The sequence below is a fragment of the Sphingobium baderi genome (genome assembly GCF_001456115.1).
Lineage (GTDB): Bacteria > Pseudomonadota > Alphaproteobacteria > Sphingomonadales > Sphingomonadaceae > Sphingobium > Sphingobium baderi_A.
Map to the genome: position 1 here is coordinate 1,221,671 of NZ_CP013264.1, position 21,170 is coordinate 1,242,840.

The following is a 21,170-nucleotide window of genomic DNA, read 5'->3' on the forward strand; positions in this document are numbered from 1 at the left end:
ACGGTTTTTGGGAAAGGGGAGCATGTCCGCGCGCCGCAAATGGATTTACGGGTTGGGGGGCCTCATCGCGGTCCTACTCGCCCTGCTGGCGTGGAATTGGCGGTCCCTGAACGCCCGCGCGGCGCTGGGCGCGGCCTATGGCGCGCGCGTCGCCTGCTCCTGCCGCTATGTTGAGCGGCGCGACATGCCAAGCTGTCAGGGCGACAAGGAACCGGGCATGGGCATGGTGGCGCTCACCGACCATCCCGATGCGCGCGCCGTCAGCGCCAGCGTGCCGCTCATCGCGACACGCACCGCCCGCTATCGTCCCGGCTGGGGTTGCCTGCTCGACCCCGTCCGCTAAGGCGTCTCCATGCGTCCCGACATCCCCACGCTGCTGCACGACATATTCGGCTTTCCCGGCTTTCGCGGGGTGCAGGAACAGGTGGTGGGCCGTGTCATGGACGGGCAGGCCACGCTCGCCATCATGCCGACCGGCGCGGGCAAGTCGCTCTGCTATCAATTGCCCTCCGTCGCGCTGGAGGGCTGCTGCGTCGTCATATCCCCGCTGATCGCCCTCATGCACGACCAGCTTCGCGCCGCGCAGGCGGTCGGCATCCGCGCCGCCAGCCTGACCAGCGTCGATGCGGACTGGCGCGAAACGCAGGAGCGGCTTCGGGGCGGCGACCTCGACCTGCTCTATGTCGCCCCCGAACGCGCCAGCGGCGAAGGCTTCCGCAGCCTGCTCCGTTCGGCGAAGATCGCCCTCTTCGCCATAGACGAAGCGCATTGCGTCTCAGAATGGGGCCATGATTTCCGCCCCGACTATCGCCTGCTCCGCCCGCTGCTGGACGAATTCGCCGCTGTCCCCCGCCTTGCGCTCACCGCCACCGCCGACGCGCACACGCGTGAGGACATCCTCGTCCAACTGGGCATCCCGCGCGAAGGCATGGTCATCGCGGGCTTCGACCGGCCCAATATCCGTTATGCCGTCCACGCCCGCGATGGCCTGCCGCGCCAGTTGGCCGACCTCGCCGCCGCCAATCCCGGCCCCGGCATCGTCTATGCCCAGACCCGCGCCGCGACCGAGAAGCTGGCCGACGGCCTCGCCAGGACCGGCCGCGCCGTCCGCGTCTATCACGCGGGCCTCGACCCGCAGGTCCGCGCCGCCAACCAGGCCGCCTTCATCGCCAGCGAGGACATGGTGATGGTCGCCACCATCGCCTTCGGCATGGGCATCGACAAGCCCGACGTGCGCTTCGTCGCCCATGCAGGCCTGCCCAAATCGATCGAGGGCTATTATCAGGAATCGGGCCGCGCAGGCCGCGACGGCGAACCGGCGCAGGCGCATCTCTATTGGGGCGCGGAGGATTTCGCCCGCGCCCGCCAGCGCATCGCCGAACTCGATCCCACCCGCCAGCAGGGCGAGCGCGCCCGCATCGCGGCGCTGGGCGCACTGGTCGAAACCGGCACCTGCCGCCGCGCCATCCTGCTCCGCCATTTCGGCGAAAGCCCGCCCGCGACCTGCGGCAATTGCGACAATTGCATGAGTCCGCCCGCCAGCATCGACGCGACCCAGACCGCGCAGAAATTCCTCTCCGCCGTCTACCGCACCGGCCAGAGCTTCGGCGCGGGCCATATCGAATCGGTCCTGACGGGCGCGGCGACGGACAAAATCCGCGATCGCGGCCATGACAGGATTTCCGTCTATGGCATCGTCGAGGGGGATGAGACGGCGCTCCTCCGTCCCGTCTCCCGCGCCTTGCTGGTCCGCGACGCGCTCGAAACCACCGAGCATGGCGGCCTGATGCTCGGCCCCAACGCCCGCCCGATCCTGCGCGGCGAGGAAGAAGTCCGCATCGTCCTCCCCCCGCGCCGCGAACGCCGCAAGCGCAGCGCCCGCAACGGCAGCGAAGCCAACCCCGTGGGCGATCCGCTGTTCGACGCCCTGCGCGCCTGCCGCCGCGAACTGGCGCAGGAAGCGGGCGTGCCGCCCTATGTCATCTTCCACGATTCCACCCTGCGCGAAATGGCGGAGCAGCGCCCCACGACCCTGGCCGAACTCGGCCACGTCAGCGGCGTCGGCCAGCGCAAGCTCGACGCCTATGGCGACGCCTTCCTGGCCGCCATCCGACCCTTCGCCTGATCCTTCCCTCTTGAATCCCGCAGCCCCAAAGCGCAAGGAAGGCCGCAAAGGAGTCCCGCCGATGTTCCGCCAGCTTACCCCCAGCATCCTCGTTTCGCCGCAGATCAGCGTGGCGGATGTCGAACAGGCCAGGGCGCAGGGCGTGACCGTCATCATCAACAACCGCCCCGATGACGAGGAGCCGGGCCAGGTGAACGGCGCGGAAATCGAAGCCGCTGCCAAGGCCGCCGGCATCGCCTACGCCGCCGTCCCCGTCGCCCATGGCGGCTTCGCCCCGTGGCAGCTTGACGGCATGGCCGCCGCCCTCGCGCAGGCGGGCGAAGGCAAGATCCTCGCTTATTGCCGCTCCGGCACGCGCAGCACGCTCCTTTGGGCGCTGACCCGCGCCCGCGCGGGCGATCACCCCGCCGCCCTCACCGAACAGGCCGCCAATGCGGGCTATGACGTGACGCCGGTGCGGCAGATCATGGACGCGCTCGCCGCGAACTGATCCACCGATTGCCCCAAAGCGACACCCATTATGACGTGATCGTCCTCGGCGCGGGCGGGGCCGGGCTGCTATGCGCCGCCACCGCAGGCCAGCGGGGCAGGCGCGTGCTGCTGATCGACCACGCGCCCGAAGCGGGCAGGAAGATCGTCATCTCCGGCGGCGGCCGCTGCAACTTCACCAACATCCACACCGCGCCGGACCGCTATATCTCCGCCAATCCCCATTTCGCCAAGTCGGCGCTGGGCCGCTACACCCCGTCCGATTTCCTCGCCCTCATCGAGCGCCACAGGATCGCCTGGCACGAAAAGACGCTGGGCCAGCTATTCTGCGACGGCTCCGCGCGGCAGGTGGTGGCGATGCTGCTGGACGAATGCGCGGCAGGCGGCGTCGACATCCGCCTCGACCACCCCATCACCGCCGTGGATCATGCCGACGCCCTATATCGCGTCACCCATGGCGCCCGAACGGCCACCGCCCCCGCGCTGGTGATCGCGACCGGCGGCCCCTCCATCCCGAAAATGGGCGCGACCGGCTTCGCCTATGACCTCGCCCGCCGCTTCGGCCTCAAGGTCGTGGAGCCGCGCCCCGCGCTCGTCCCCTTCACGCTGGGCGGCGAGGATGTGTTGTTCCGCTCCCTCTCCGGCGTCTCGACCGAGGTGATCGCCCACAGCGGCAAGACCGCCTTCCGCGAGGCCACCCTGCTCACCCATCGGGGCCTGTCCGGCCCGGCGATCCTCCAGATTTCCTCCTATTGGCGGCACGGGGAGGCCATCGCGCTCGATTTCCTGCCCGATCGGCCGGACGGCTGGCTGATCGACGCCAAACGCCACAAGCCCCGCGCCACGCTGGCCCAGAGCCTGCGCGCCCATCTGCCCGACCGCCTTGCCGATGCGCTGGGCGAACGCCTTGCGCTGCATGGCGACCTCGCCAACCTCCCCGACCGCAAGCTGGCGGAGGCGGAGCGCCGCCTCGCCCGCTGGTCCTTCACCCCCAACGGCACCGAAGGCTATGCCAAGGCCGAAGTCACCTCCGGCGGCATCGCCACCGACGGCCTGTCCTCCCGCACCATGGAGGCGCGCAAGATGCCCGGCCTCTACGCGATCGGAGAGGCGGTGGACGTCACCGGCTGGCTGGGCGGCTATAATTTCCAATGGGCCTGGGCCAGCGGCTGGGCGGCGGGGCAGGCGGTGTAGAATCGGTTCGCGGCGGAAAAGCCGAAAATAGCCCCTTTCCTTGGGCGATGATGCAGCTTGCAAACGATCCTTGCCTGATAGCCATTATCGATCATAATTAGTCATTGAAACGATAGCCATATCACCCCGGATGCGGTCACGCGCGTATTCCCACGCATCAGGGCCCAGCAATTGGCTTATTCTGCCCAGAGCAGATATTTTCTTGTGCATATGAGGGGGGGGCGTCGGTGCGCTATCGTATTTTTGCTTTCACAATAATGCTCTCGATGCTCGCGGTTATTGCTCCTCCCACCAGCGCCAATGAAGTCGCAAACGGAACGCGATTAGTTACAGCGGCGCAACCAGACCACTGCACTCCGGCCTATGACGCTGAGAAATGCAGAACCGCTTGGGCAAAGGCTCATGAAAAGCGCGAGCTTCTCGCCCGGTGTCTTCGTAAGACTGGAAATCGCCTTGCTGCTTCTGCCAACACATTGGACAAAAATTTTGTCGAATTCGTCGGATCATGCAGCCATGAAAGGGCGCGCTGTATGGCGGCGATGATGAAGGCCCAGATATCACGATCCGCTAGAGCAGACCCTTGGAGCGATAGACGCCCACGGCAAATTGCGATGTTGAATGCGGGAAGCAGATGCGATGAGCAGTTTGAAACCATTTCTGCGCGAACGATCGGTCCACCCGAAATCCAATATTGATCGAACTTTTACAACATGTTTGTCCGAAAGCTGCCATTCTCGAATCCACCCATATCGGTCAGCAAGTCGGAAAGTTTGCCGAGGATATAGCCGCCTTACCTCTGGACGGCTGCTACCGTCTCCACCGTCACATGCTCCATTCCCGGCAGCGCGCCGACCTTTGCGCGCACCGCCGCGATGTTCGCGCCGGGCGTCAGGCTGATGATCGCTGCATGGGCATGGGGTCCGACGCGCCAGACATGCAGGTCGCGGATCGTCGCGCCTTCCGCTTCGGCAAGGCTCCGCACCCGCGCCATCAGCGCCGGTTCGGCCGTGTCCAGCAGGATCGCCGACGTGTCCTTCATGAGGCCCCAGGCCCAGCGCGCGATCACCACCGCGCCCAGCAGGCCGACCGCCGGGTCCATCCACCACCAGCCAAGATAGCGCCCCGCCAGCAGCGCCATGATTGCCAGCACCGACGTCAGCGCATCGGTCAGCACATGCACATAGGCGGCGCGCAGATTATTGTCGGCATGGCCGTGCTTGTGGTCATGGCCACCATGCTCCTGCCCGTCATGGCTATGGTCGTGGCCCAGCAGCAGGGCGCTCAGCAGGTTGATGGCAAGGCCGATCACCGCGACCAGCGTCGCCTCCCCGAACCGGACGTTCACCGGTTCGAACAGGCGCATCCCTGATTCGACCGCGATGAACAGCGCCGTCACGCCCAGCAGCAGCGCGGAGGCAAAGCCCGACAGGTCGCCGACCTTCCCCGTGCCGAAGGTGAAGCGCGGATTGCGCGCATGTTTGCGGGCGTAGGCATAGGCCGCCGCCGCCACTGCCAGCGCGCCCGCATGGGTCGCCATGTGGAACCCGTCCGCCAGCAGCGCCATGGACCCGGTGATCCATCCAAAGGCGATCTCCACCACCATGGTCGCGGCGGTGAGCCAGACCACCCACAGCGTCCGCTTCGCATTGCGGTCATGCCCCGCGCTCAGGTAGATATGATCGAAATAATGCAGTTCCTCCAGCTCGTCGGGCGGCGGCGGAAAATCGTCCGCCGCCCCGGCCTGCATCCGTGCCTGCCCATGCGCCTGCTTGTGCGTGTCCCCATGGCCCTGTCCATGGCGATGGTCATGCCCATGATGAGGGTGGCCGTGGTGAGAGGGGCCGTGATCGTCGTGCATCGTCATTTCCCGTATCGCCGGATCAGCGCGAGCATTTCTTCGGCCGCTGCCTGCCTCTCCATATCGGTCAGGCCGGGGCGCGCCACATGCTCGCGCATATGCTGTTCGATCAGTTCTTCCATCAGGCTGCCCACCGCGCCGCGCACGGATGCGACCAGCTGCAACGTCTCCGAACAGCCCGCATCGCCCATGAGCTGGCGCTCCACGGCCTGAACTTGCCCCGCGATCCGCCGGACCCGCGCCAGCAGCTTTTCCTGATCGGCAACAATATGCATAGGATACCCCCCTATACTATATAGGAGATCGTGCCAACCCCTTCCCCTTCGCCACCTCTCTCTTGCTTTGGCCTCCATCCCTCATCGACATCTTGTGCCCTCCCTCCCCCATGCCCATAAGAGGCGCCATGCTTCCCTTGCCCAGCCCCATCGCCTGATGAACAGGAAGGCCATTGTCATAGGCGCGGGCTTTGGCGGTCTGGCGCTCGCCATCCGCCTCCAGTCCGCGGGGATCGAAACCACGCTGGTGGAAGCTCGCGACCGCCCCGGCGGCTGCGCCTATATGTGGGAAAGGGAAGGCTTCACCTTCGACGCCGGTCCGACCGCCATCACCGACCCGGCCTCGCTGGCGGAACTGTGGCGCCTGTCCGGGCATGACATGGCCGAAGATGTGACGCTGCTCCCCGTCGATCCCTTTTACCGCCTGAACTGGCCGGACGGCACCCAGTTCGACTGCGCGGGCGGGGAGGGCGCGCTGCGTACCCAGATCGCGAAACTCAGCCCGCCCGATGTCGCGGGCTATGAGCGGTTCCTCGACCATGCCGACGATATATATGAAGAAGCATGGCGGCGGCTAGGCTGCGAAACCTTTCCCGACTTCGCCTCGATGGTCCGGGCCGCACCCATGCTGGCCCGCAATCAGGCGTGGCGCTCCGTCTCTTCCGTCGTTTCGTCTTATGTGAAGGATGAACGGTTGCGGCAGGCGCTGTCATGGCGTGTGCTGATGATCGGCGGCAATCCGACGACGGCCAGCGGGATCAACAGCCTGATCCACAAGTTGGAGAAGCAGGGCGGCGTCTGGTTCGCCCAGGGCGGAACCAACCGGCTCGTGCAGGGCATGGCGACACATTTCGAGCGTCTGGGCGGTGTGCTGCGTCTGGGCGACAGGGTTGTGCAGATCGAGGTGCATGGCGACCGGGCGGTCGGCGTGCGGACCGCCTCGGACTGGCATGGTGAGGCGGAGGCCGTCGCCAGCAATGCCGATCTGGTGCACAGCTATCGCGATCTGCTGGGCCATCATCCGCGTGGCGCGAAGCAGGCTGACAGGATCGCCCGCAAGCGCTGGTCGCCCGGAATGTTCGTGCTGCATTTCGGGATCAGGGGAAGCTGGCCGGGCATTCCGCATCATATGATGTTGTTCGGTCCGCGTTATGAAGCGTGGCTCAAGGACATTTTCGATTATGGCATCCTGCCGCAGGATTTCGCCCTATATCTGCAACATGCCACCGTCACCGATCCGTCGCTGGCGCCAGAGGGCTATTCGACTTTCTCCGTCATGACGCCGGTGCCCCATATGGGCAAACTGCCGATCGACTGGGATCGCTTCGCGCCTGCTTATGCAGATCGGATATTGGATGAAGTCCAGCATCGGTTGATACCGGACATCCGTTCCCGTATCGTCACGCAGTTCCATTATACGCCAGCCGATTTCGCGCGCGATCTTTCCACCCATTGCGGCAGCGCTTTCAGCCTGGAACCGCTGTTGACGCAGAATGCCTGGTTCCGGCCGCACAATCACGATGATGTCATTCCCAACCTCTATCTGGTGGGCGCGGGCACACATCCGGGCGCGGGCATCCCCGGCGTGGTGACCGGAGCAAAGGCGACCGCTGCCCTAATGTTGAAAGACCTGGCGTGAAGAGATTGGCCATCTATTGCGGCTCGGCTACGCCCGCCGACCCGGCTTTTGTCGAAGCGGCACGGCAGGTCGGGCACGACCTGGCAAAGCGGGGAATCGGCATTGTCTACGGAGGTGGGCGATTGGGCCTGATGGGCGCCGTGGCGGATGCCGCGCTCGAAGCGGGCGGCGAAGTGATCGGGGTGATCCCCGAGGCGCTGGTCAGCGCTGAAGTCGCTCATCGCGGTTGCACACAATTGCACATCGTCCAGACGATGCATCAGCGCAAGGCGATGTTCACCGATCTGTCCGATGGCTTCGTGACGCTGCCCGGCGGCGTTGGCACGATGGATGAACTATGGGAGGCGATCAGTTGGGCGCAGCTTGGCTATCATGCCAAGCCGGTCGGGCTGTTCAACATGAACGGCTTTTACGATCCGTTGATCGCCTTCTATCGCCAGATGGTGGAGGTGGGATTCATCCGCCATGGCCATGCGGACATTCTCATTCATGCCAGCGAGCTGGATATATTGCTGGACAGGATGGCGAGCTACCAGCCGCACGAACCCATCTTCGCGATGAAATCGACCCAGCTTTAATTGCCCTCACCGGCGTGTCCCGCATAAAAATGGGACCGATGCTTTCGCACCGGCCCCGAGGTATGTTCGCAGGAGGAACAAGGTGAGGCGGGCGGCTTCGCGGCCGCCCTGCCAATCTCAGTAGTTGTAGGCGCGTTCGCCATGCTCGCCGAGGTCGAGGCCTTCCTGTTCGACTTCGGGACTGACCCGCAGGCCGGTCACTGCCTTGGCGATGAATATGGCGATGGTGGTGCCGATCGACGCCCAGACGATGGTGGTCACCGTGGCAAGGATCTGCGTCACGAGCTGGCTGCCGATCGCATAGTCCGCGCCGCCCGGTCCGCCCAGCGAAGGCGAGTAGACGATGCCGGTACCGATCGCGCCGATCATGCCGCCGATACCATGGATGCCGAAGGCGTCGAGCGAGTCGTCATAACCCAGCTTGGGCTTGAGCACTGTGACCGCGAAGAAGCAGATGACCGAGGCGACAGCACCAAGGACGATCGCGCCGAACGGGCCGCTGTTACCCGCCGCCGGAGTCACGGCGACGAGACCGGCGATCACGCCCGAACAGAAGCCCAGAGCCGAAGCCTTGTGCCCGGCGACACGCTCCGCAACCATCCAGGCCAGCGCGGCCGAGGCAGTGGCGACGAAGGTGTTGATCATCGCGAGAGCAGCCGAACCATTGGCTTCCAGCGCCGAACCGGCGTTGAACCCGAACCAGCCGACCCACAGCAGGCCGGTGCCGACGGCCGTCAGCGTCAGCGAATGGGGCGCCATCGGTTCCTTGGGGAAGCCCATGCGCTTGCCCAGGATGATGCACGCCACCAGCGCGGAGACGCCGGCGTTGATGTGCACCACCGTGCCACCCGCAAAGTCCAACGCGCCCATTTCGAAGAACAGGCCGCCTGCCGCCCAGACCATATGGGCAATCGGGAAATAGACAATGGTGAGCCAGACGAGGGCGAAGATCATCACGGCCGAAAACTTGATGCGCTCGACCACCGAACCCAGCACCAGCGCCACGGTGATCGCGGCGAAGGTCATCTGGAAGCTGACGAACACATATTCGGGAATGACTACCCCGTCGGTGAAGGTCGCCGCCGTCGAATCCGGCGTGATGCCGGCCAAGAACATTTTGCCAAGGCTGGCGACGAAGGGCTTGAGCCCTTCCGACGCATCGGGACCGAATGCCAGGCTATAGCCATAGGTGACCCAGACGAGCATCGCGAGACACGCGACCGCGCCGATCTGCGTCATGACGGACAGCATGTTCTTGGTGCGGACCAAGCCGCCATAGAACAGCGCAAGGCCAGGGAGGATCATGGCGAGAACGAGGATGGTGGAAACCATCATCCAGGCGGTGTCGCCCTTATTCGGCACGGGGGCCGCAGCGGCGGCGTCCTGCGCCCAAGCAGGCAGCGCGGTGAACAGCGATAACGCCGCAGCGCCCGCCATGCTGCAAAGTTTTTTGGAAAAGCTCATTATTCCCCCCAATTTTACAGAGCGGTTTCGCCGGTTTCGCCGGTGCGGATGCGAACCGCCTGGCCGACATCGAGGACGAAAATCTTGCCATCGCCGATGGCGCCGGAATTGGCGGCGGACTGTGTTGCCTCGACGACGCGTGGCGCGAGGTCGTCGTCGCAGACAACCTCGATCTTGATCTTCGGAACCATGTTGGTTGAATATTCGGCCCCGCGATAGATTTCGGTCTGTCCTTTCTGACGACCAAAGCCCTTCACTTCGCTGACCGTCATGCCGGCGATGCCAAGCGAGGAAAGTGCCTCGCGGACTTCGTCAAGCTTGAACGGCTTGATGATAGCCATGACAAGTTTCATGTCGCCCCCTTTAACTGGTGTGCGAACACTACTCAGCAAGAGCTGTGCCAATTCGTTAAACGGGGATTAACAGGGGTTTTCAGGTGCGCTGCTTATGATGCAGCGCCAAAAAAATGGGCAGCGGCCGGAATGTGATTAAAATTTGGGCAGCGGCCGATGCTGTTTTACCAGATCGCGCCTTGCGTTGCCGCTTCTGCCTCGCCGGGCCGGTCTGAACGGCCCAGAACGGCATTGCGATGTGGAAAACGACCGAATTGCTTGACAACGGCGTGATGCTCGCGCGCGAAGTCCAGTGATTGCTGATCGCCCGCAGCTTCGAACAGCGTGAGCGAAAGCTCCTGATCCTCAAGCGCCTCGCTGTGCTGGAAAGGCATGTAGAAGAAGAGACGGCCAGCCCCGCCAATCTGGATATCATAGCCATGGGCGATAGCGCCGCGGGCAATGTCGCGGGCGAGGGGATCGGTGGCAAAGGCCGTGGCGCTTTGCCGGAACATATTGCGGGGCAATTGGTCGAACAGCAGCACCGCGGCCAGCGCTTCGTCCGCGCGTTCGAGGAAGTCTTCGGCAGGCAATCTCCGCTTTTCTTCCCAAGTCTTCATGAAACGCGTTTTGCAGAGTCGATCCAATAGCGGATCATGGCCCCACCAGCCTTTTTCGCCGACCTGATTGAACCAGAAGTCAAGCAGCGCCGCCGCCCAATCGGCGGTCACGGCATCGGGACTATCGGTCAACATGTTCATACCAGATGAATGAGCGGCTCGCAGCCGGGTTCCTCAGCCCATGGCGGCTTCGCGTCAGGTCGCCGTGCCGCCGACCGTCAGCCCCTCGATCAGCAGGGTTGGCTGGCCGACGCCAGCAGGCACGCTCTGCCCGCCCTTGCCGCACATGCCGATGCCTTCGTCCAGTGCCCAGTCATTGCCGATGCCTGCGACCTTGGTCAGCGCGGTCGGGCCATCGCCGATTAGCGTGGCACCCTTGATCGGCTCGCCCAGCTTGCCATTCTCGACCTTGTAGGCTTCGGTGCAGGAAAAGACGAACTTGCCCGATACGATGTCGACCTGTCCGCCGCCGAAACTCTTGGCGAAGATGCCGGATTTCATGCGGCTCAGCAACTCTTGCGGGTCATCATTGCCGCCTTTGATGAATGTGTTGGTCATGCGTGGCATCGGCGCGTGGGCGTAGCTTTCGCGGCGGCCGTTACCGGTCGGCTCGACGCCCATCAGCCGGGCGTTCAGCCGATCCTGCATATAGCCCTTGAGGATACCGTCGTCGATCAGGACATTTTCGCGGGTTGGCGTGCCCTCATCGTCGATGGAGAGGGAGCCGCGACGGTTCAGAATGGAGCCGTCATCCACCACCGTCACGCCGGGTGCGGCAACGCGTTGACCAATGCGGCCGGAAAAAGCGCTGGTGCCCTTGCGATTGAAATCGCCCTCCAGCCCATGACCGATGGCTTCATGCACCAGCACGCCGGGCCAGCCCGGCCCCAATAGCACCGTCATCTCTCCGGCGGGGGCGGCGACAGACCGCAGGTTGACACGTGCCTGCGCCAGCGCTTCGTCTATGGCGCGGTTCCAGATCGCCGCATCCATGACCTGATCGTAAAGATAGCGCCCGCCCACCCCGAACACGCCGGTTTCGCGGCGGCCATTCTCCTCCAGGATAACCGACACGTTGAGGCGCACTAGCGGGCGAATATCCGTTGCGGTGAAACCGTCGGCGCGGAGGATCTCCACCACGGACCAGCTTCCCGACAGGCTCACAGATACTTGCGCGACGCGGGGATCGCGGGCGCGGGCGGCTGCATCGATCTCGGCGCACAGCCTCACCTTCTCGGCGAAGGGGACGATCTCCAGGGGATTGGCGTCGGTATAAAGGTGGCGGTTGGTCCGCTGCGGAGGCGGGGCTGGCCTGCCCTCGGCCGGGTCAAGCAGCGTCAATGTTTCGGCGGCGCGGCGAATAGCGGCTTCGCTTATGTCGTTGGCGTGGGCAAAGCCCGTCATTTCGCCCGACACGCCGCGCAGGCCAAAGCCCGCATCGGTCGAATAGTCGGCGGTCTTCAGTCGCCCATCATCGAAGCCGAAGCTTTCGCTCGCCCGATATTGCAGATAAAGTTCGCCATCGTCGCAGGCTTTCAGCGCCTCGGCGGTCAGGCGGCACGCGCCATCTGGATCGAGCAGACCCGGACGATAGAGCAGGCCACGAGCATCGGTGAATTGGGAAGCAAGATCGGTCATGCGTCCGATATAGAATGATTTCGAGGCAGGTGAAGCCCACCGCCTCGGGAATCACGTCAAATTAGATGCCGAAGTCGCCCTTAAGCCCGGCGAAATTTCGTCAGATGCTGGCGCCTGAGGCTATATCGGGCAAATTGCCTACTTCAGGCGTGTCACCCGGCCCGCCGATCAGCACGAAGCGCCGGTCGCAATAGCCGCAGTCGACATAGCCATGCTCGTCGATTTCCAGAAAGACGCGCGGATGGCCGAGGGCGGCGGGAATGTCGCCCGAACCGTCGCAGGAAACGCGCGACCGGGAGACTCGGATGATTTCAGGCGGCTGGATCATGGAGCGGTCGATTAGCAGCGGTCGAGCCGGGCCGCAATATGCTGGCGGGCATGCATTACATCAGCAGCGGAGGCGGGCAGGGCTTGTCCGAGGAGGCTGTGGCCTTGGCGGGTGGATACCAATCGAGGCAGTCCCTCATGCTCGCCGCCGCCGAAGGAGAGAGCAGAAACAGGATGGGGGCTATGACACCGCTGAAAAGGATTGAGACCGGCATGGGCTAGACGAGTGCCTGACCAGAGATTGCTGGCGGATGAATATCATTCATCCGCATCGATACGACGAACGACAAGTCACCGATCATGAATTTATGGTGGGCGATGACGGGCTCGAACCGCCGACATTCTCGGTGTAAACGAGACGCTCTACCAACTGAGCTAATCGCCCCCGTGGGGATTTCCCCGCGCTTCTAGGGTCTTTTGGCCAACGGTCAAGAGTATGTTCGCGGAACAGAGCAGCAGCGAACGGACTGGAATGGATATGAGAGTCCCGAACTATTCCCGAAGGAAGCGGCAGGGATGTCCCACATGGCTCTTGGGCGAGAGGAGCATTGCCTGCAGGTCACGCATGTATCCCCGTTCTTCCATCATGGCCAAGAAAGCGTCGGCTCGCTCCAAACCAACGGGTCAGGGCGGCGGCGGCACTATCGGCCAAGGTGATGAAGACGCGGCGCCCGTCGTGCGGATCGGCCTGTCGTTGCAATAGCCCTTTTTCCGTCAATGTGCGAATCCAACGGAGCGCGGTGGTGGGCGGCACGGCCGATGCGATGCATAGGCTGGACACCGATACGCGTTCCTGTCCCAGCCGCGCGGCAAACAGGTCGAGCAGCATGTCCCATGCCGGATCGGCAAACAGGTCCCCCGGCAGAAACTCGTCACGCAGGCGGCGGACGCGCAACCAGTCCCGCACCTGTTGAGGTGTGATGTCATTCCGTCCATCCACGTCTGTCTGCTCCTCGCCCAGGGGGGCAATGGCAGGCATGCCTATATAATCGCTTGGTCGATCGGAAATGCGGGGGCCAAGTTCGAAGGACGGTGCGGCCTGATGCCGTCTTTGGGTCAGTGTTTCCAGAGTGCGGGCAAGGCGGCTGACTTCATCGCTCAGCTTTTGCAGGCGGATGCCGTCGCTATCGCCGCTGAGGTCATGAAGGGTCTGCCCGTTGCCTATTGTCTCGACGGCGGCAAGTAGCGCGGCAGCGAGATCGGTTTCATCAGGTCGACACAGCAACTGCGTCCGTTCATTACGGGTGCAGGCATAGGCCAGATCGATCGTTTCCAGGCCAGCCGCGAGGATCACCGGAATATCATGCTGGATGGCAAAGGTTTCCACCTGTACGAACAGGCGTTCCAATATCGGATGGGCCCGGTCGCATAGCAGGAGAACGACGTCACAGCCGAGCTGAATGTCAAGCCGGGAGGGCGCGTCCTCTATCGCCACCGCCTCCAGAAGGCGCAGCCCGGCCGCCGAAGCGACAGTTGCCATATCGCCCGTTGCCGCCATATCGGTCAAAACCAGCAAGCCGGCGCGATCATCCTTCGTGCCAAAGGGCAGATCGACCGATCCCTCGTTCGTGCCGTAGGGGAAATCATAGGTCATGAGCGGCTCCCGTGCTTGTTCTGTTCTTCACCCTACTGAAATATCGGAACAGCGCAGCCCGATCTTTTCTCCAAAGCGGAGACAATGGCGGCCGCCCTCGGGGTTGTGTAGGAAAAAGGAAACGGGCTCGCAACGAACGTGCCGTTCCCGATGCGATTCGGCTGACTCATTTCACCAGATGAAGGGAAGGAGCGCATGAGGAGGCATTCCTCCATATTGGACGCATTTTCGATCTTTTCAGGAAGCAGTGCGGCGGGCGAAGTCGATATAGAGTTCGCGCAGCCGCATCGCGACCGGGCCGGGAAGCCCGGAACCGATGGCCTGTCCGTCGATCCGCACCACCGACTGGCAAAGCGTGGAGGCGCTTGTGATGAAGGCTTCGCGGGCGGCGAGCGCTTCGATCACGGTGAAGGGACGGCGGATGACCTTGAGGCCGCTTTCCTCCGCCAGCGCCGTTAACGCCGCGCCAGTGCAGCCCGCCAGCACCGCATGGGAATAAGGGCGGGTGATAATGCCTTCGTCGGTCAGGATGAAGGCGGTGGAGGATGCGCCTTCGGTCACGAAGCCATCCTCTATCATCCACGCTTCCTGCGCGCCTGAGACTTTGGCGGCCTGTTTCGCCATAGCCTGCGCCAGCAGCATGACGCTTTTGATGTCGCGGCGCTTCCAACGCAGATCGGGCGTGGTTGCCACGCTGATCCCCGTGCGGACGGCGGGCACGTCGAGAAAAGGCTTGTCCTGCACGAACATGACCAGAGTAGGCTGGATTGCGGCGGAGGGCTGGAAATCGCGGGTGCCATCCGCGCCACGGGTCAGTTGGAGATAGACGAGGCCTTCGCCAAGGCCGTTGCGGGCGACGAGATTCTTTTGCACCGCCTCAATCTCCGCCGGGGGAATAGGGAGGGGAATGTCGATTTCTCCGGCCGATCGTTCCAATCGGGCCAGATGCGCTGCACTGTCGACCAGATGACCGTCGATCACGGCAGCGACTTCATAGATGCCGTCGGCAAAGAGGAAGCCCCGATCGAGCACGGAGACATGGGCCTGTTCCAAGGGAAGGAACCGACCGTTCAGATAAGCGACGGACATGGCGACGCGATCACCCTTCGGATGCATGGAAAGGTCGTGATGTTGCCGCTCCGCCGCCGCCGGTCAAGAGGTGTCTGGAATGCATTTTGCACGGCTGCTCACTATCCAGCCGCAGCGTGCGTTCAGGCGGCCTTGCCTTGCAACGCCTTTTGCCGCCGTCGCTGGACGGAGGAGCCTATGCCCATGGATTCGCGATATTTGGCAACGGTGCGGCGGGCTAGGTCCATGCCCTTGGCGCGCAGCAGGTCGACCAGCGTGTCGTCGGACAGGATGGCCTGCGGATCTTCTGTAGAGATCAACGCCTTAATGTGGCTTTTCACCGCTTCGGCGGAGACTGCGCCATCGCCGCCCGCCGCAGCCACGCCGCTGGTGAAGAAATATTTGAGTTCGTAGAGGCCGCGCGGACAGGAGAGATATTTGTTCGACGTGACGCGACTGACTGTTGATTCATGCATCTCTATCGCTTCGGCTACGGCTTTGAGCGTCAGGGGCTTCAGATGCGCGACGCCCTTGTGGAAGAAATCCTCCTGCTGGCGCACGATCTCGCTTGCTACCTTGATGATGGTTTTCTGCCGCTGGTCGAGCGCCTTCACCAGCCAGTTGGCGCTGGCAAGACAGTCTGCGAGCCAGCTTTTGGCCGCTTTGCCCTGTGTCCCACTGGACAATTCGACATAATAGCTGCGGTTGATGAGGATGCGGGGCAGGGTGGTCGCGTTCACCTCGATCGCCCAGCCTTCCTTGGTCGGGTTGACGAACAGGTCGGGCGTGACCGGCGCGGCGCGTTCTCCGCCAAAGCGCAGGCCGGGTTTGGGATCATATCCACGCAGTTCGCGGATCATGTCGGTCATATCCTCCTCATCCACGCCGCAGATGCGGCGCAGTTGGGGCAGCGCGCCCCTGGCGAGCAGGTCGAGATTAGCGAGCAGCTTCGCCATGCAGGGATCGTAGCGGTCAACTTCCTTCGCTTGCAGGGCGAGACATTCGGCAAGCGAGCGCGCGCCGACGCCTGTGGGGTCGAAGCCCTGGATCACGCCCAGTACGCGCTCCACATCATAGAGCGGCACGCTCAGCCCATGAGCGGTTTCAAGGAGATTGGCCTCCAGATAGCCCGCTTCGTCGATCTGGCCGATCAGTTGCGTCGCGATGAGGATATCCATGCCCGACAGATGCGATCCGGCCTGCTCCATCAGATGTTCCTGAAGGCCGGGTTCCATCTTGGCGAAACTGTCCAAATCGGGCGCTTCGCCACTATAGCCCGGCATTATGTCGCCGCCGCCTGCTGATCCTACCGCTTGGGCGGCCAAGCGATCGCCGGGGCCGTCATCGATAAAGGTTTCAGCGCTGTGGTCGACATCGAGGGGACAGTCGGCCTCGCCCAACCCCTGTCCGATCAGCGCGTCGGCTTCGCCTATGTCGGCGGAGAGGGTTGGTTGCTCAACATCGCGGTCCACGCCGTCAGCGGAGATGAACCGGTCATCCTCTGCGCCGCTGGATTCAAGCAGTGGGTTCTTTTCCAGCTCTCCCGCGACAAAGGCTTCGATTTCGAGATTCGACAGCGTCAGCAGCTTGATTGCCTGCTGAAGCTGCGGCGTCATGACGAGCGACTGGCTCTGCCGCAGGTCAAGGCGGGGACCGAGCGCCATCAGTCTGTCCCGATGCCTGAAGGGCGGGGGAGGAAAGTGCGCCCGATCATGTCACAGCGAGAAATTCTCGCCCAGATAGAGCCGCCGGACGTCGGCATTGGCGACCAGTTCGGTCGGGCTGCCGGTAAAGAGCACCTGGCCGCTATAGATGATGCAGGCGCGATCCACGATTTCCAGCGTTTCGCGCACGTTATGGTCGGTGATGAGGACACCTATCCCCCGTGTCTTGAGCTGCTTCACCAGATCGCGAATGTCGGCGATGGACAGCGGGTCGATGCCCGCGAAAGGTTCGTCCAGCAGCACGATGGAAGGATTGGCCGCCAGCGCGCGGGCGATTTCGCAGCGGCGGCGTTCACCGCCCGACAGTGCCATGGCGGCGGAATCGCGCAGGCGGGTAAGGCCGAATTCTTCCAGCAGCTGTTCAAGGCGGGCCGCGCGGGAACTCTTGTCCGGCTCGGCCAATTCCAGCACCGCGCCGATATTCTGCGCGACGGTAAGGCCACGAAAGATCGACGTTTCTTGCGGCAGATAGCCAAGGCCCAATATCGCGCGGCGATACATGGGAAGCCCTGTAATGTCCTGCCCGTCGAGGATGATGCGGCCATGATCGGGGCGGACGAGGCCCATGACTGAATAGAAGCAGGTCGTCTTGCCCGCGCCATTGGGGCCGAGCAGGCCGACGACTTCGCCTTTGCCCACGGTCAGCGAGACGTCGGTCAAGACAGCGCGCTTGTCATAGCTTTTGGCAATGGAGATCACTGACAGGCCGTCGCCCACTTCCTGTGGCACAGGATAGGTTTCGGCAGTCTTGTTTTCCATGATCGTCACATCGTCCATTCGTCTGTCCTTGCAGCCGCTTTGGTTAATCACGCGTATAGATCGATCCGAAATGCGGCAATTGGCAAGCTTTGTGCATGTCGGGATCGCCGGAGCAAGGGGAAAATCACTGCCCGCCCGTGACATGGGATGGAAATGGCGCTTTTCCAGTCCCGCCAGCCAGATCGATAGTCCGTTCGATGCCGATGGCGCGGAGGAAGGCGCCATCATGGCTGACCACCAGCAGTGCGCCATCATAGCCGTTAAGGCCTGCTTCGACGGCTTCCATCGCTTCCAGATCCAGATGATTGGTTGGTTCATCGAGGATCAGTAAGGGTGGGGGCGATGCTCCGCCCAGCACGCATGCAAGCCCCGCACGCAGCATCTGACCGCCGCTCAGTGTAGCGACCCGCTGATCGGCGGCGTCGGCGCGGAAACGAAAATGGGCCAGCGCGGCTCGGCAGGCATGATTTCCGACGCCAGGATGGAAGCGCAGGAAATTCTCCGCGATGGTCCGCGCGGGATCGAGCAGCGTGACCTGCTGATCGAGAAGGGCGAAGGGCACATGCAATTTCACGTCTCCGGCCCAGGGCCGTAGATGACCTGTGATGGTGGCCAGCAGGGTGGATTTACCCGAACCATTGGGACCGGCCAGCGCGATCCGTTCCGGCCCGACTATGGAAAAGCCGAGGCTGGTGATGATGGCACGTTCCCGTTCGTGGCCAACTGTCAGACTCTCCACATCGAGCACGCGTTGGGACGCAGCGAGGCCCGTTGGCGTGAGAGCGATGGAGATGGGTTCGACCACTTCGACACGCGCTTTTGCCTGACGAGCAGCCTGCTCGGCATCGGCACGCAGGCGGTCGGCCAGATGAGCATTGTCGCCGCCACTCTTTTCCGCGCGTTCACGCCGCATGCCCAAAACTATGCGGGGCATGTCGCCGCGTGCGCCCTTCCGGCGGCCTGCGGCGTCGCGTCGCTGTTTGCGCTCGACCGCGATCTGGGCATCGCGGCTTGCAGCTTTAACGCGGCGCTCAGCGGTAGCGAGATCCTGTTGTGCGGCGGCGAGTTCAACGGCCTTGCGCTCGCGATAATGGCTCCAGTTGCCGCCATGGCGAGTGGCGCCGATGCTCGTAAGTTCGAGGATCGCGTCCATTTCCTCCAGCAGTTCGCGGTCGTGGCTGACTATAATCGCGCCGCCACGCCAATCACGCAGTAGGTTGAGCACGGCGCGCCGTCCATCATGATCGAGATTGTTGGTTGGCTCGTCCAGCAACAGAAAATCGGGCTGGGCGAAAACAGCCGCAGCAAGGGCAAGGCGCGTGCGCTGACCACCGGAAAAAAGGGCAAGGGAGGTAGCCGGAGTGGCGTCGAGCGCAAGTCGGCCAAGCGCGGACAGGATGCGGGACTCCAGCGTCCAGTCGGCATGTTCCAGTTCTACCATGCTGGCTTCACCGGTTTCGGCCTTTTGCAGCAGCGCCAGATCCTGCGTGACGCCGAACAGATCGGCGACCGTCTCGTCCGATTCGGCGCGGACGATCTGGCGCAGCCCGCTCAGCGTACCATTGAGGATGATATGCCCATTGAGCGGCTTCAACGTGCCATCAAGCAGATGCAGCAACGTGGATTTACCCACCCCATTGCGGCCGACGATACCGGTGCGTTCCTGATTGAATTGGAGGTCGATGCCGGTAAGAACAGGCTGTCCTTCAGGCGTGGACCAACTGATATGGGAAACGGAAATGGAGGGCATGGGCAAGGACTTTCCTGGCGGCGGGGCTGGATGGCTTTGCTGTCAGGTGGAAATCCATGATCGCCTTCTCCCTTGCGATTGCTGGTGCCAGAATAGGGTAGGGAGAGCTGCGCTGCAAGGCGCGGGTTTCGGTTGGGAGGGCGGGTGGTCGAATCCATTTGCCATGTTGCAGGGACGCAGCCTTTTTCGCACAGCTTATAGAGCGGAACGCTTAGGGACGACGTGACGTTGGATTGAGGCGCCATAATGCCCGTCCGTTGGAATGGAGAACAATCTTGTGATTTTGCTCAACCGCCCAGACCTGCTGCGCGAACAAGCCTATGTTGGGGGGGAGTGGGTTGGCGCCGACCGCACATTCGCCATTCACGATCCTGCAACCGGCGCGCCCATCGCAAATGTGCCGGACCTCACCGCGCAGGATATGAGGCGCGCCATCGATGCCGCGGACGTAGCGATGAAAGGATGGGCGGCCAAGACAGCGAAAGAGCGTGCGTTGGTGTTGCGCCGCTGGTTTGACCTGATGCTGGCTCACCAGGATGATCTGGCGGCGATCATGACCGCCGAACAGGGCAAGCCGCTGGCAGAAGCGAAAGGCGAGATAGTCTATGGCGCAAGCTTCATCGAATGGTTCGCGGAAGAAGGGAAGCGTGTCTATGGCGACGTCGTTCCTACCCATGCCGCCGATCGCCGCATCCTGACGCTGAAACAGCCCATCGGCGTATGTGGTGCAATCACACCGTGGAACTTCCCGGTGGCAATGATTACGCGCAAGGCCGGTCCGGCGTTGGCGGCGGGCTGCGCGATGGTGCTCAAGCCCGCAGAGCAGACGCCGCTCTCCGCGCTGGCGCTGGCCGTGTTGGCGGAGGAAGCGGGGCTGCCCGCGGGACTGCTGAGCGTCGTCACCACCAGTGACGCCAAGGCTATCGGCGGCGAAATAACCTCCAACCCCAGGATCGCGAAGATCAGTTTTACGGGTTCTACGGAGGTCGGCAAGCTGCTGATGACGCAATGCGCGGGCACCGTGAAGAAGGTCAGCCTGGAACTGGGAGGCAATGCGCCCTTCATTGTGTTCGACGACGCTGATCTCGACGAAGCGGTGAAAGGCGCAATCGCGTCCAAGTTCCGAAATGCGGGTCAAACCTGCGTCTGCGCCAACCGGCTCTATGTGCAGGATGCCATTTACGAGCGTTTCGTCGAACGGCTGACGCAGGCGGTGGCGGCACTGCATGTCGGTATCGGCACGGAGCCGGGTGTCGATATCGGGCCGCTGATCGACGATGACGCCCTCTCAAAGGTAGAGGCGCATCTGGCCGATGCGCTGGAACATGGTGCGAAAGTCACTGCCGGTGGTGCGCGGCATGAATTGGGAGGCAACTTTTTCCAGCCCACGGTGATCGCGGGAATGACGCCGGACATGCGGATTGCCACTGAGGAAACCTTTGGCCCCCTCGCGCCCATCTTCCGCTTTTCGGACGAGGCGGACGCCATCGCGCAGGCCAATGCGACGCGCTTTGGTCTTGCCGCCTATTTCTACGCCCGCGATCTGGGACGAGTGTGGCGTGTCGCCGAAGCACTGGAATATGGCATTGTCGGCATTAACACCGGCATCATCTCCACCGAAGTCGCGCCCTTTGGCGGCGTGAAGGAATCAGGCATTGGCCGCGAAGGGTCGCGTTATGGCATCGACGATTATGTGGAGATCAAATATCTCGCCATGGCGGGCATCTAGTAAAGAG

The 21,170-nt window shown here is 63.1% G+C and carries 19 protein-coding genes and 1 tRNA gene; 7 read left to right on the forward strand and 13 right to left on the reverse strand.

Translation table 11 applies throughout. The features are described 5' to 3' along the window. Positions 1–22 precede the first annotated feature (22 nt). The 4 genes from ATN00_RS06060 (at position 23) to ATN00_RS06075 (ending at position 3,808) form a co-directional block, all read left to right on the forward strand. The gene (locus tag ATN00_RS06060) at positions 23–343 is read left to right on the forward strand and encodes a hypothetical protein (RefSeq protein ID WP_062063202.1); all 321 of its coding nucleotides are present in this window, start codon (positions 23–25) and stop codon (positions 341–343) included. Between the two features lie 9 nt (positions 344–352). Next, positions 353–2,125: a DNA helicase RecQ gene (gene recQ, locus ATN00_RS06065; protein WP_062063204.1), complete on the forward strand. Its 1,773-nt coding sequence runs from the start codon at positions 353–355 to the stop codon at positions 2,123–2,125. A gap of 61 nt (positions 2,126–2,186) precedes the next feature. Beyond that, entirely contained in the window at positions 2,187–2,615 is a 429-nt protein-coding gene (locus ATN00_RS06070; RefSeq protein WP_062063206.1) for a TIGR01244 family sulfur transferase, read from the forward strand. Between the two features lie 8 nt (positions 2,616–2,623). Then, entirely contained in the window at positions 2,624–3,808 is a 1,185-nt protein-coding gene (locus ATN00_RS06075) for a BaiN/RdsA family NAD(P)/FAD-dependent oxidoreductase (protein WP_062063208.1), read from the forward strand. Positions 3,809–4,598: 790 nt separating this feature from the next. Here the strand turns inward: ATN00_RS06075 and dmeF are convergent. Continuing rightward, the gene (dmeF, locus tag ATN00_RS06080) at positions 4,599–5,672 is read right to left on the reverse strand and encodes a CDF family Co(II)/Ni(II) efflux transporter DmeF (RefSeq protein ID WP_062063210.1); all 1,074 of its coding nucleotides are present in this window, start codon (positions 5,670–5,672) and stop codon (positions 4,599–4,601) included. Continuing rightward, the gene (locus ATN00_RS06085; RefSeq protein ID WP_021245083.1) at positions 5,669–5,941 is read right to left on the reverse strand and encodes a metal/formaldehyde-sensitive transcriptional repressor; all 273 of its coding nucleotides are present in this window, start codon (positions 5,939–5,941) and stop codon (positions 5,669–5,671) included. The genes dmeF and ATN00_RS06085 overlap by 4 nt, the downstream gene beginning before the upstream one ends. A 157-nt stretch (positions 5,942–6,098) precedes the next feature. Between ATN00_RS06085 and ATN00_RS06090 the strand changes: the two genes are divergently transcribed. Both ATN00_RS06090 and ATN00_RS06095 read left to right on the forward strand, forming a co-directional pair. Further along, complete coding sequence (locus ATN00_RS06090; protein WP_062063212.1) at positions 6,099–7,580, forward strand: phytoene desaturase; 1,482 nt, start codon at positions 6,099–6,101, stop codon at positions 7,578–7,580. Next, positions 7,577–8,158, forward strand: a complete 582-nt coding sequence (locus ATN00_RS06095) for an LOG family protein (protein WP_062063214.1) — start codon at positions 7,577–7,579, stop codon at positions 8,156–8,158. The genes ATN00_RS06090 and ATN00_RS06095 overlap by 4 nt, the downstream gene beginning before the upstream one ends. 117 nt (positions 8,159–8,275) lie before the next feature. On the opposite strand, the gene ATN00_RS06100 is transcribed toward ATN00_RS06095, so the two are convergent. The 11 genes from ATN00_RS06100 to ATN00_RS06155 all read right to left on the reverse strand — a co-directional run bounded on the left by ATN00_RS06100 (position 8,276) and on the right by ATN00_RS06155 (position 19,434). Next, positions 8,276–9,622, reverse strand: a complete 1,347-nt coding sequence (locus ATN00_RS06100) for an ammonium transporter (protein WP_062063217.1) — start codon at positions 9,620–9,622, stop codon at positions 8,276–8,278. A 14-nt stretch (positions 9,623–9,636) separates the two neighbouring features. Further along, entirely contained in the window at positions 9,637–9,975 is a 339-nt protein-coding gene (locus ATN00_RS06105) for a P-II family nitrogen regulator (protein ID WP_062063219.1), read from the reverse strand. A 164-nt stretch (positions 9,976–10,139) separates the two neighbouring features. Further along, on the reverse strand, positions 10,140–10,715 hold the full coding sequence (locus ATN00_RS06110; RefSeq protein ID WP_062063221.1) for a DUF924 family protein: 576 nt from the start codon (positions 10,713–10,715) through the stop codon (positions 10,140–10,142). Between the two features lie 54 nt (positions 10,716–10,769). Continuing rightward, positions 10,770–12,212, reverse strand: a complete 1,443-nt coding sequence (tldD, locus tag ATN00_RS06115) for a metalloprotease TldD (RefSeq protein WP_062063223.1) — start codon at positions 12,210–12,212, stop codon at positions 10,770–10,772. A gap of 100 nt (positions 12,213–12,312) precedes the next feature. Further along, positions 12,313–12,540, reverse strand: a complete 228-nt coding sequence (locus ATN00_RS06120) for a zinc-finger domain-containing protein (protein WP_062063225.1) — start codon at positions 12,538–12,540, stop codon at positions 12,313–12,315. A 308-nt stretch (positions 12,541–12,848) separates the two neighbouring features. Beyond that, a tRNA-Val gene (locus tag ATN00_RS06130) sits at positions 12,849–12,924 on the reverse strand. 174 nt (positions 12,925–13,098) lie between these two features. Then, a complete protein-coding gene (locus ATN00_RS06135) occupies positions 13,099–14,133 on the reverse strand; it encodes a winged helix DNA-binding protein (RefSeq protein WP_062063229.1) in 1,035 nt (344 codons plus the stop codon). A gap of 237 nt (positions 14,134–14,370) precedes the next feature. Beyond that, positions 14,371–15,222, reverse strand: coding sequence for a D-amino-acid transaminase (locus ATN00_RS06140; RefSeq protein WP_062068462.1), 852 nt, complete (start codon positions 15,220–15,222; stop codon positions 14,371–14,373). A gap of 122 nt (positions 15,223–15,344) precedes the next feature. Then, positions 15,345–16,865 (reverse strand): RNA polymerase factor sigma-54, encoded by a 1,521-nt coding sequence (gene rpoN / locus ATN00_RS06145; protein WP_062063231.1) that lies wholly within the window; start codon positions 16,863–16,865, stop codon positions 15,345–15,347. A 51-nt stretch (positions 16,866–16,916) separates the two neighbouring features. Next, a complete protein-coding gene (lptB, locus tag ATN00_RS06150) occupies positions 16,917–17,702 on the reverse strand; it encodes an LPS export ABC transporter ATP-binding protein (RefSeq protein ID WP_062063233.1) in 786 nt (261 codons plus the stop codon). A 106-nt stretch (positions 17,703–17,808) separates the two neighbouring features. Further along, positions 17,809–19,434 carry an ABC-F family ATP-binding cassette domain-containing protein gene (locus ATN00_RS06155; RefSeq protein WP_062063234.1) on the reverse strand — a complete coding sequence of 542 codons (1,626 nt, stop codon included), beginning with the start codon at positions 19,432–19,434 and terminating at the stop codon, positions 17,809–17,811. Positions 19,435–19,696: 262 nt separating this feature from the next. Between ATN00_RS06155 and ATN00_RS06160 the strand changes: the two genes are divergently transcribed. Next, positions 19,697–21,163 (forward strand): NAD-dependent succinate-semialdehyde dehydrogenase, encoded by a 1,467-nt coding sequence (locus tag ATN00_RS06160; protein ID WP_156415231.1) that lies wholly within the window; start codon positions 19,697–19,699, stop codon positions 21,161–21,163. The last annotated feature ends 7 nt before the right edge of the window (positions 21,164–21,170 follow it).

Excerpts from the sequence above, each read along its gene's own strand:
- lptB (WP_062063233.1), bottom strand. The coding sequence starts at position 17,702 with ATGGACGATGTGACGATCATGGAAAACAAGACTGCCGAAACCTATCCT.
- ATN00_RS06090 (WP_062063212.1), top strand. The coding sequence starts at position 6,099 with ATGAACAGGAAGGCCATTGTCATAGGCGCGGGCTTTGGCGGTCTGGCG.
- ATN00_RS06140 (WP_062068462.1), bottom strand. The coding sequence starts at position 15,222 with ATGTCCGTCGCTTATCTGAACGGTCGGTTCCTTCCCTTGGAACAGGCC.
- ATN00_RS06100 (WP_062063217.1), bottom strand. The coding sequence starts at position 9,622 with ATGAGCTTTTCCAAAAAACTTTGCAGCATGGCGGGCGCTGCGGCGTTA.
- recQ (WP_062063204.1), top strand. The coding sequence starts at position 353 with ATGCGTCCCGACATCCCCACGCTGCTGCACGACATATTCGGCTTTCCC.
- ATN00_RS06105 (WP_062063219.1), bottom strand. The coding sequence starts at position 9,975 with ATGAAACTTGTCATGGCTATCATCAAGCCGTTCAAGCTTGACGAAGTC.
- dmeF (WP_062063210.1), bottom strand. The coding sequence starts at position 5,672 with ATGACGATGCACGACGATCACGGCCCCTCTCACCACGGCCACCCTCAT.
- rpoN (WP_062063231.1), bottom strand. The coding sequence starts at position 16,865 with ATGGCGCTCGGTCCCCGCCTTGACCTGCGGCAGAGCCAGTCGCTCGTC.
- ATN00_RS06135 (WP_062063229.1), bottom strand. The coding sequence starts at position 14,133 with ATGACCTATGATTTCCCCTACGGCACGAACGAGGGATCGGTCGATCTG.
- ATN00_RS06155 (WP_062063234.1), bottom strand. The coding sequence starts at position 19,434 with ATGCCCTCCATTTCCGTTTCCCATATCAGTTGGTCCACGCCTGAAGGA.
- ATN00_RS06120 (WP_062063225.1), bottom strand. The coding sequence starts at position 12,540 with ATGATCCAGCCGCCTGAAATCATCCGAGTCTCCCGGTCGCGCGTTTCC.
- ATN00_RS06060 (WP_062063202.1), top strand. The coding sequence starts at position 23 with ATGTCCGCGCGCCGCAAATGGATTTACGGGTTGGGGGGCCTCATCGCG.
- ATN00_RS06085 (WP_021245083.1), bottom strand. The coding sequence starts at position 5,941 with ATGCATATTGTTGCCGATCAGGAAAAGCTGCTGGCGCGGGTCCGGCGG.
- ATN00_RS06110 (WP_062063221.1), bottom strand. The coding sequence starts at position 10,715 with ATGAACATGTTGACCGATAGTCCCGATGCCGTGACCGCCGATTGGGCG.
- ATN00_RS06070 (WP_062063206.1), top strand. The coding sequence starts at position 2,187 with ATGTTCCGCCAGCTTACCCCCAGCATCCTCGTTTCGCCGCAGATCAGC.
- ATN00_RS06160 (WP_156415231.1), top strand. The coding sequence starts at position 19,697 with ATGGAGAACAATCTTGTGATTTTGCTCAACCGCCCAGACCTGCTGCGC.
- tldD (WP_062063223.1), bottom strand. The coding sequence starts at position 12,212 with ATGACCGATCTTGCTTCCCAATTCACCGATGCTCGTGGCCTGCTCTAT.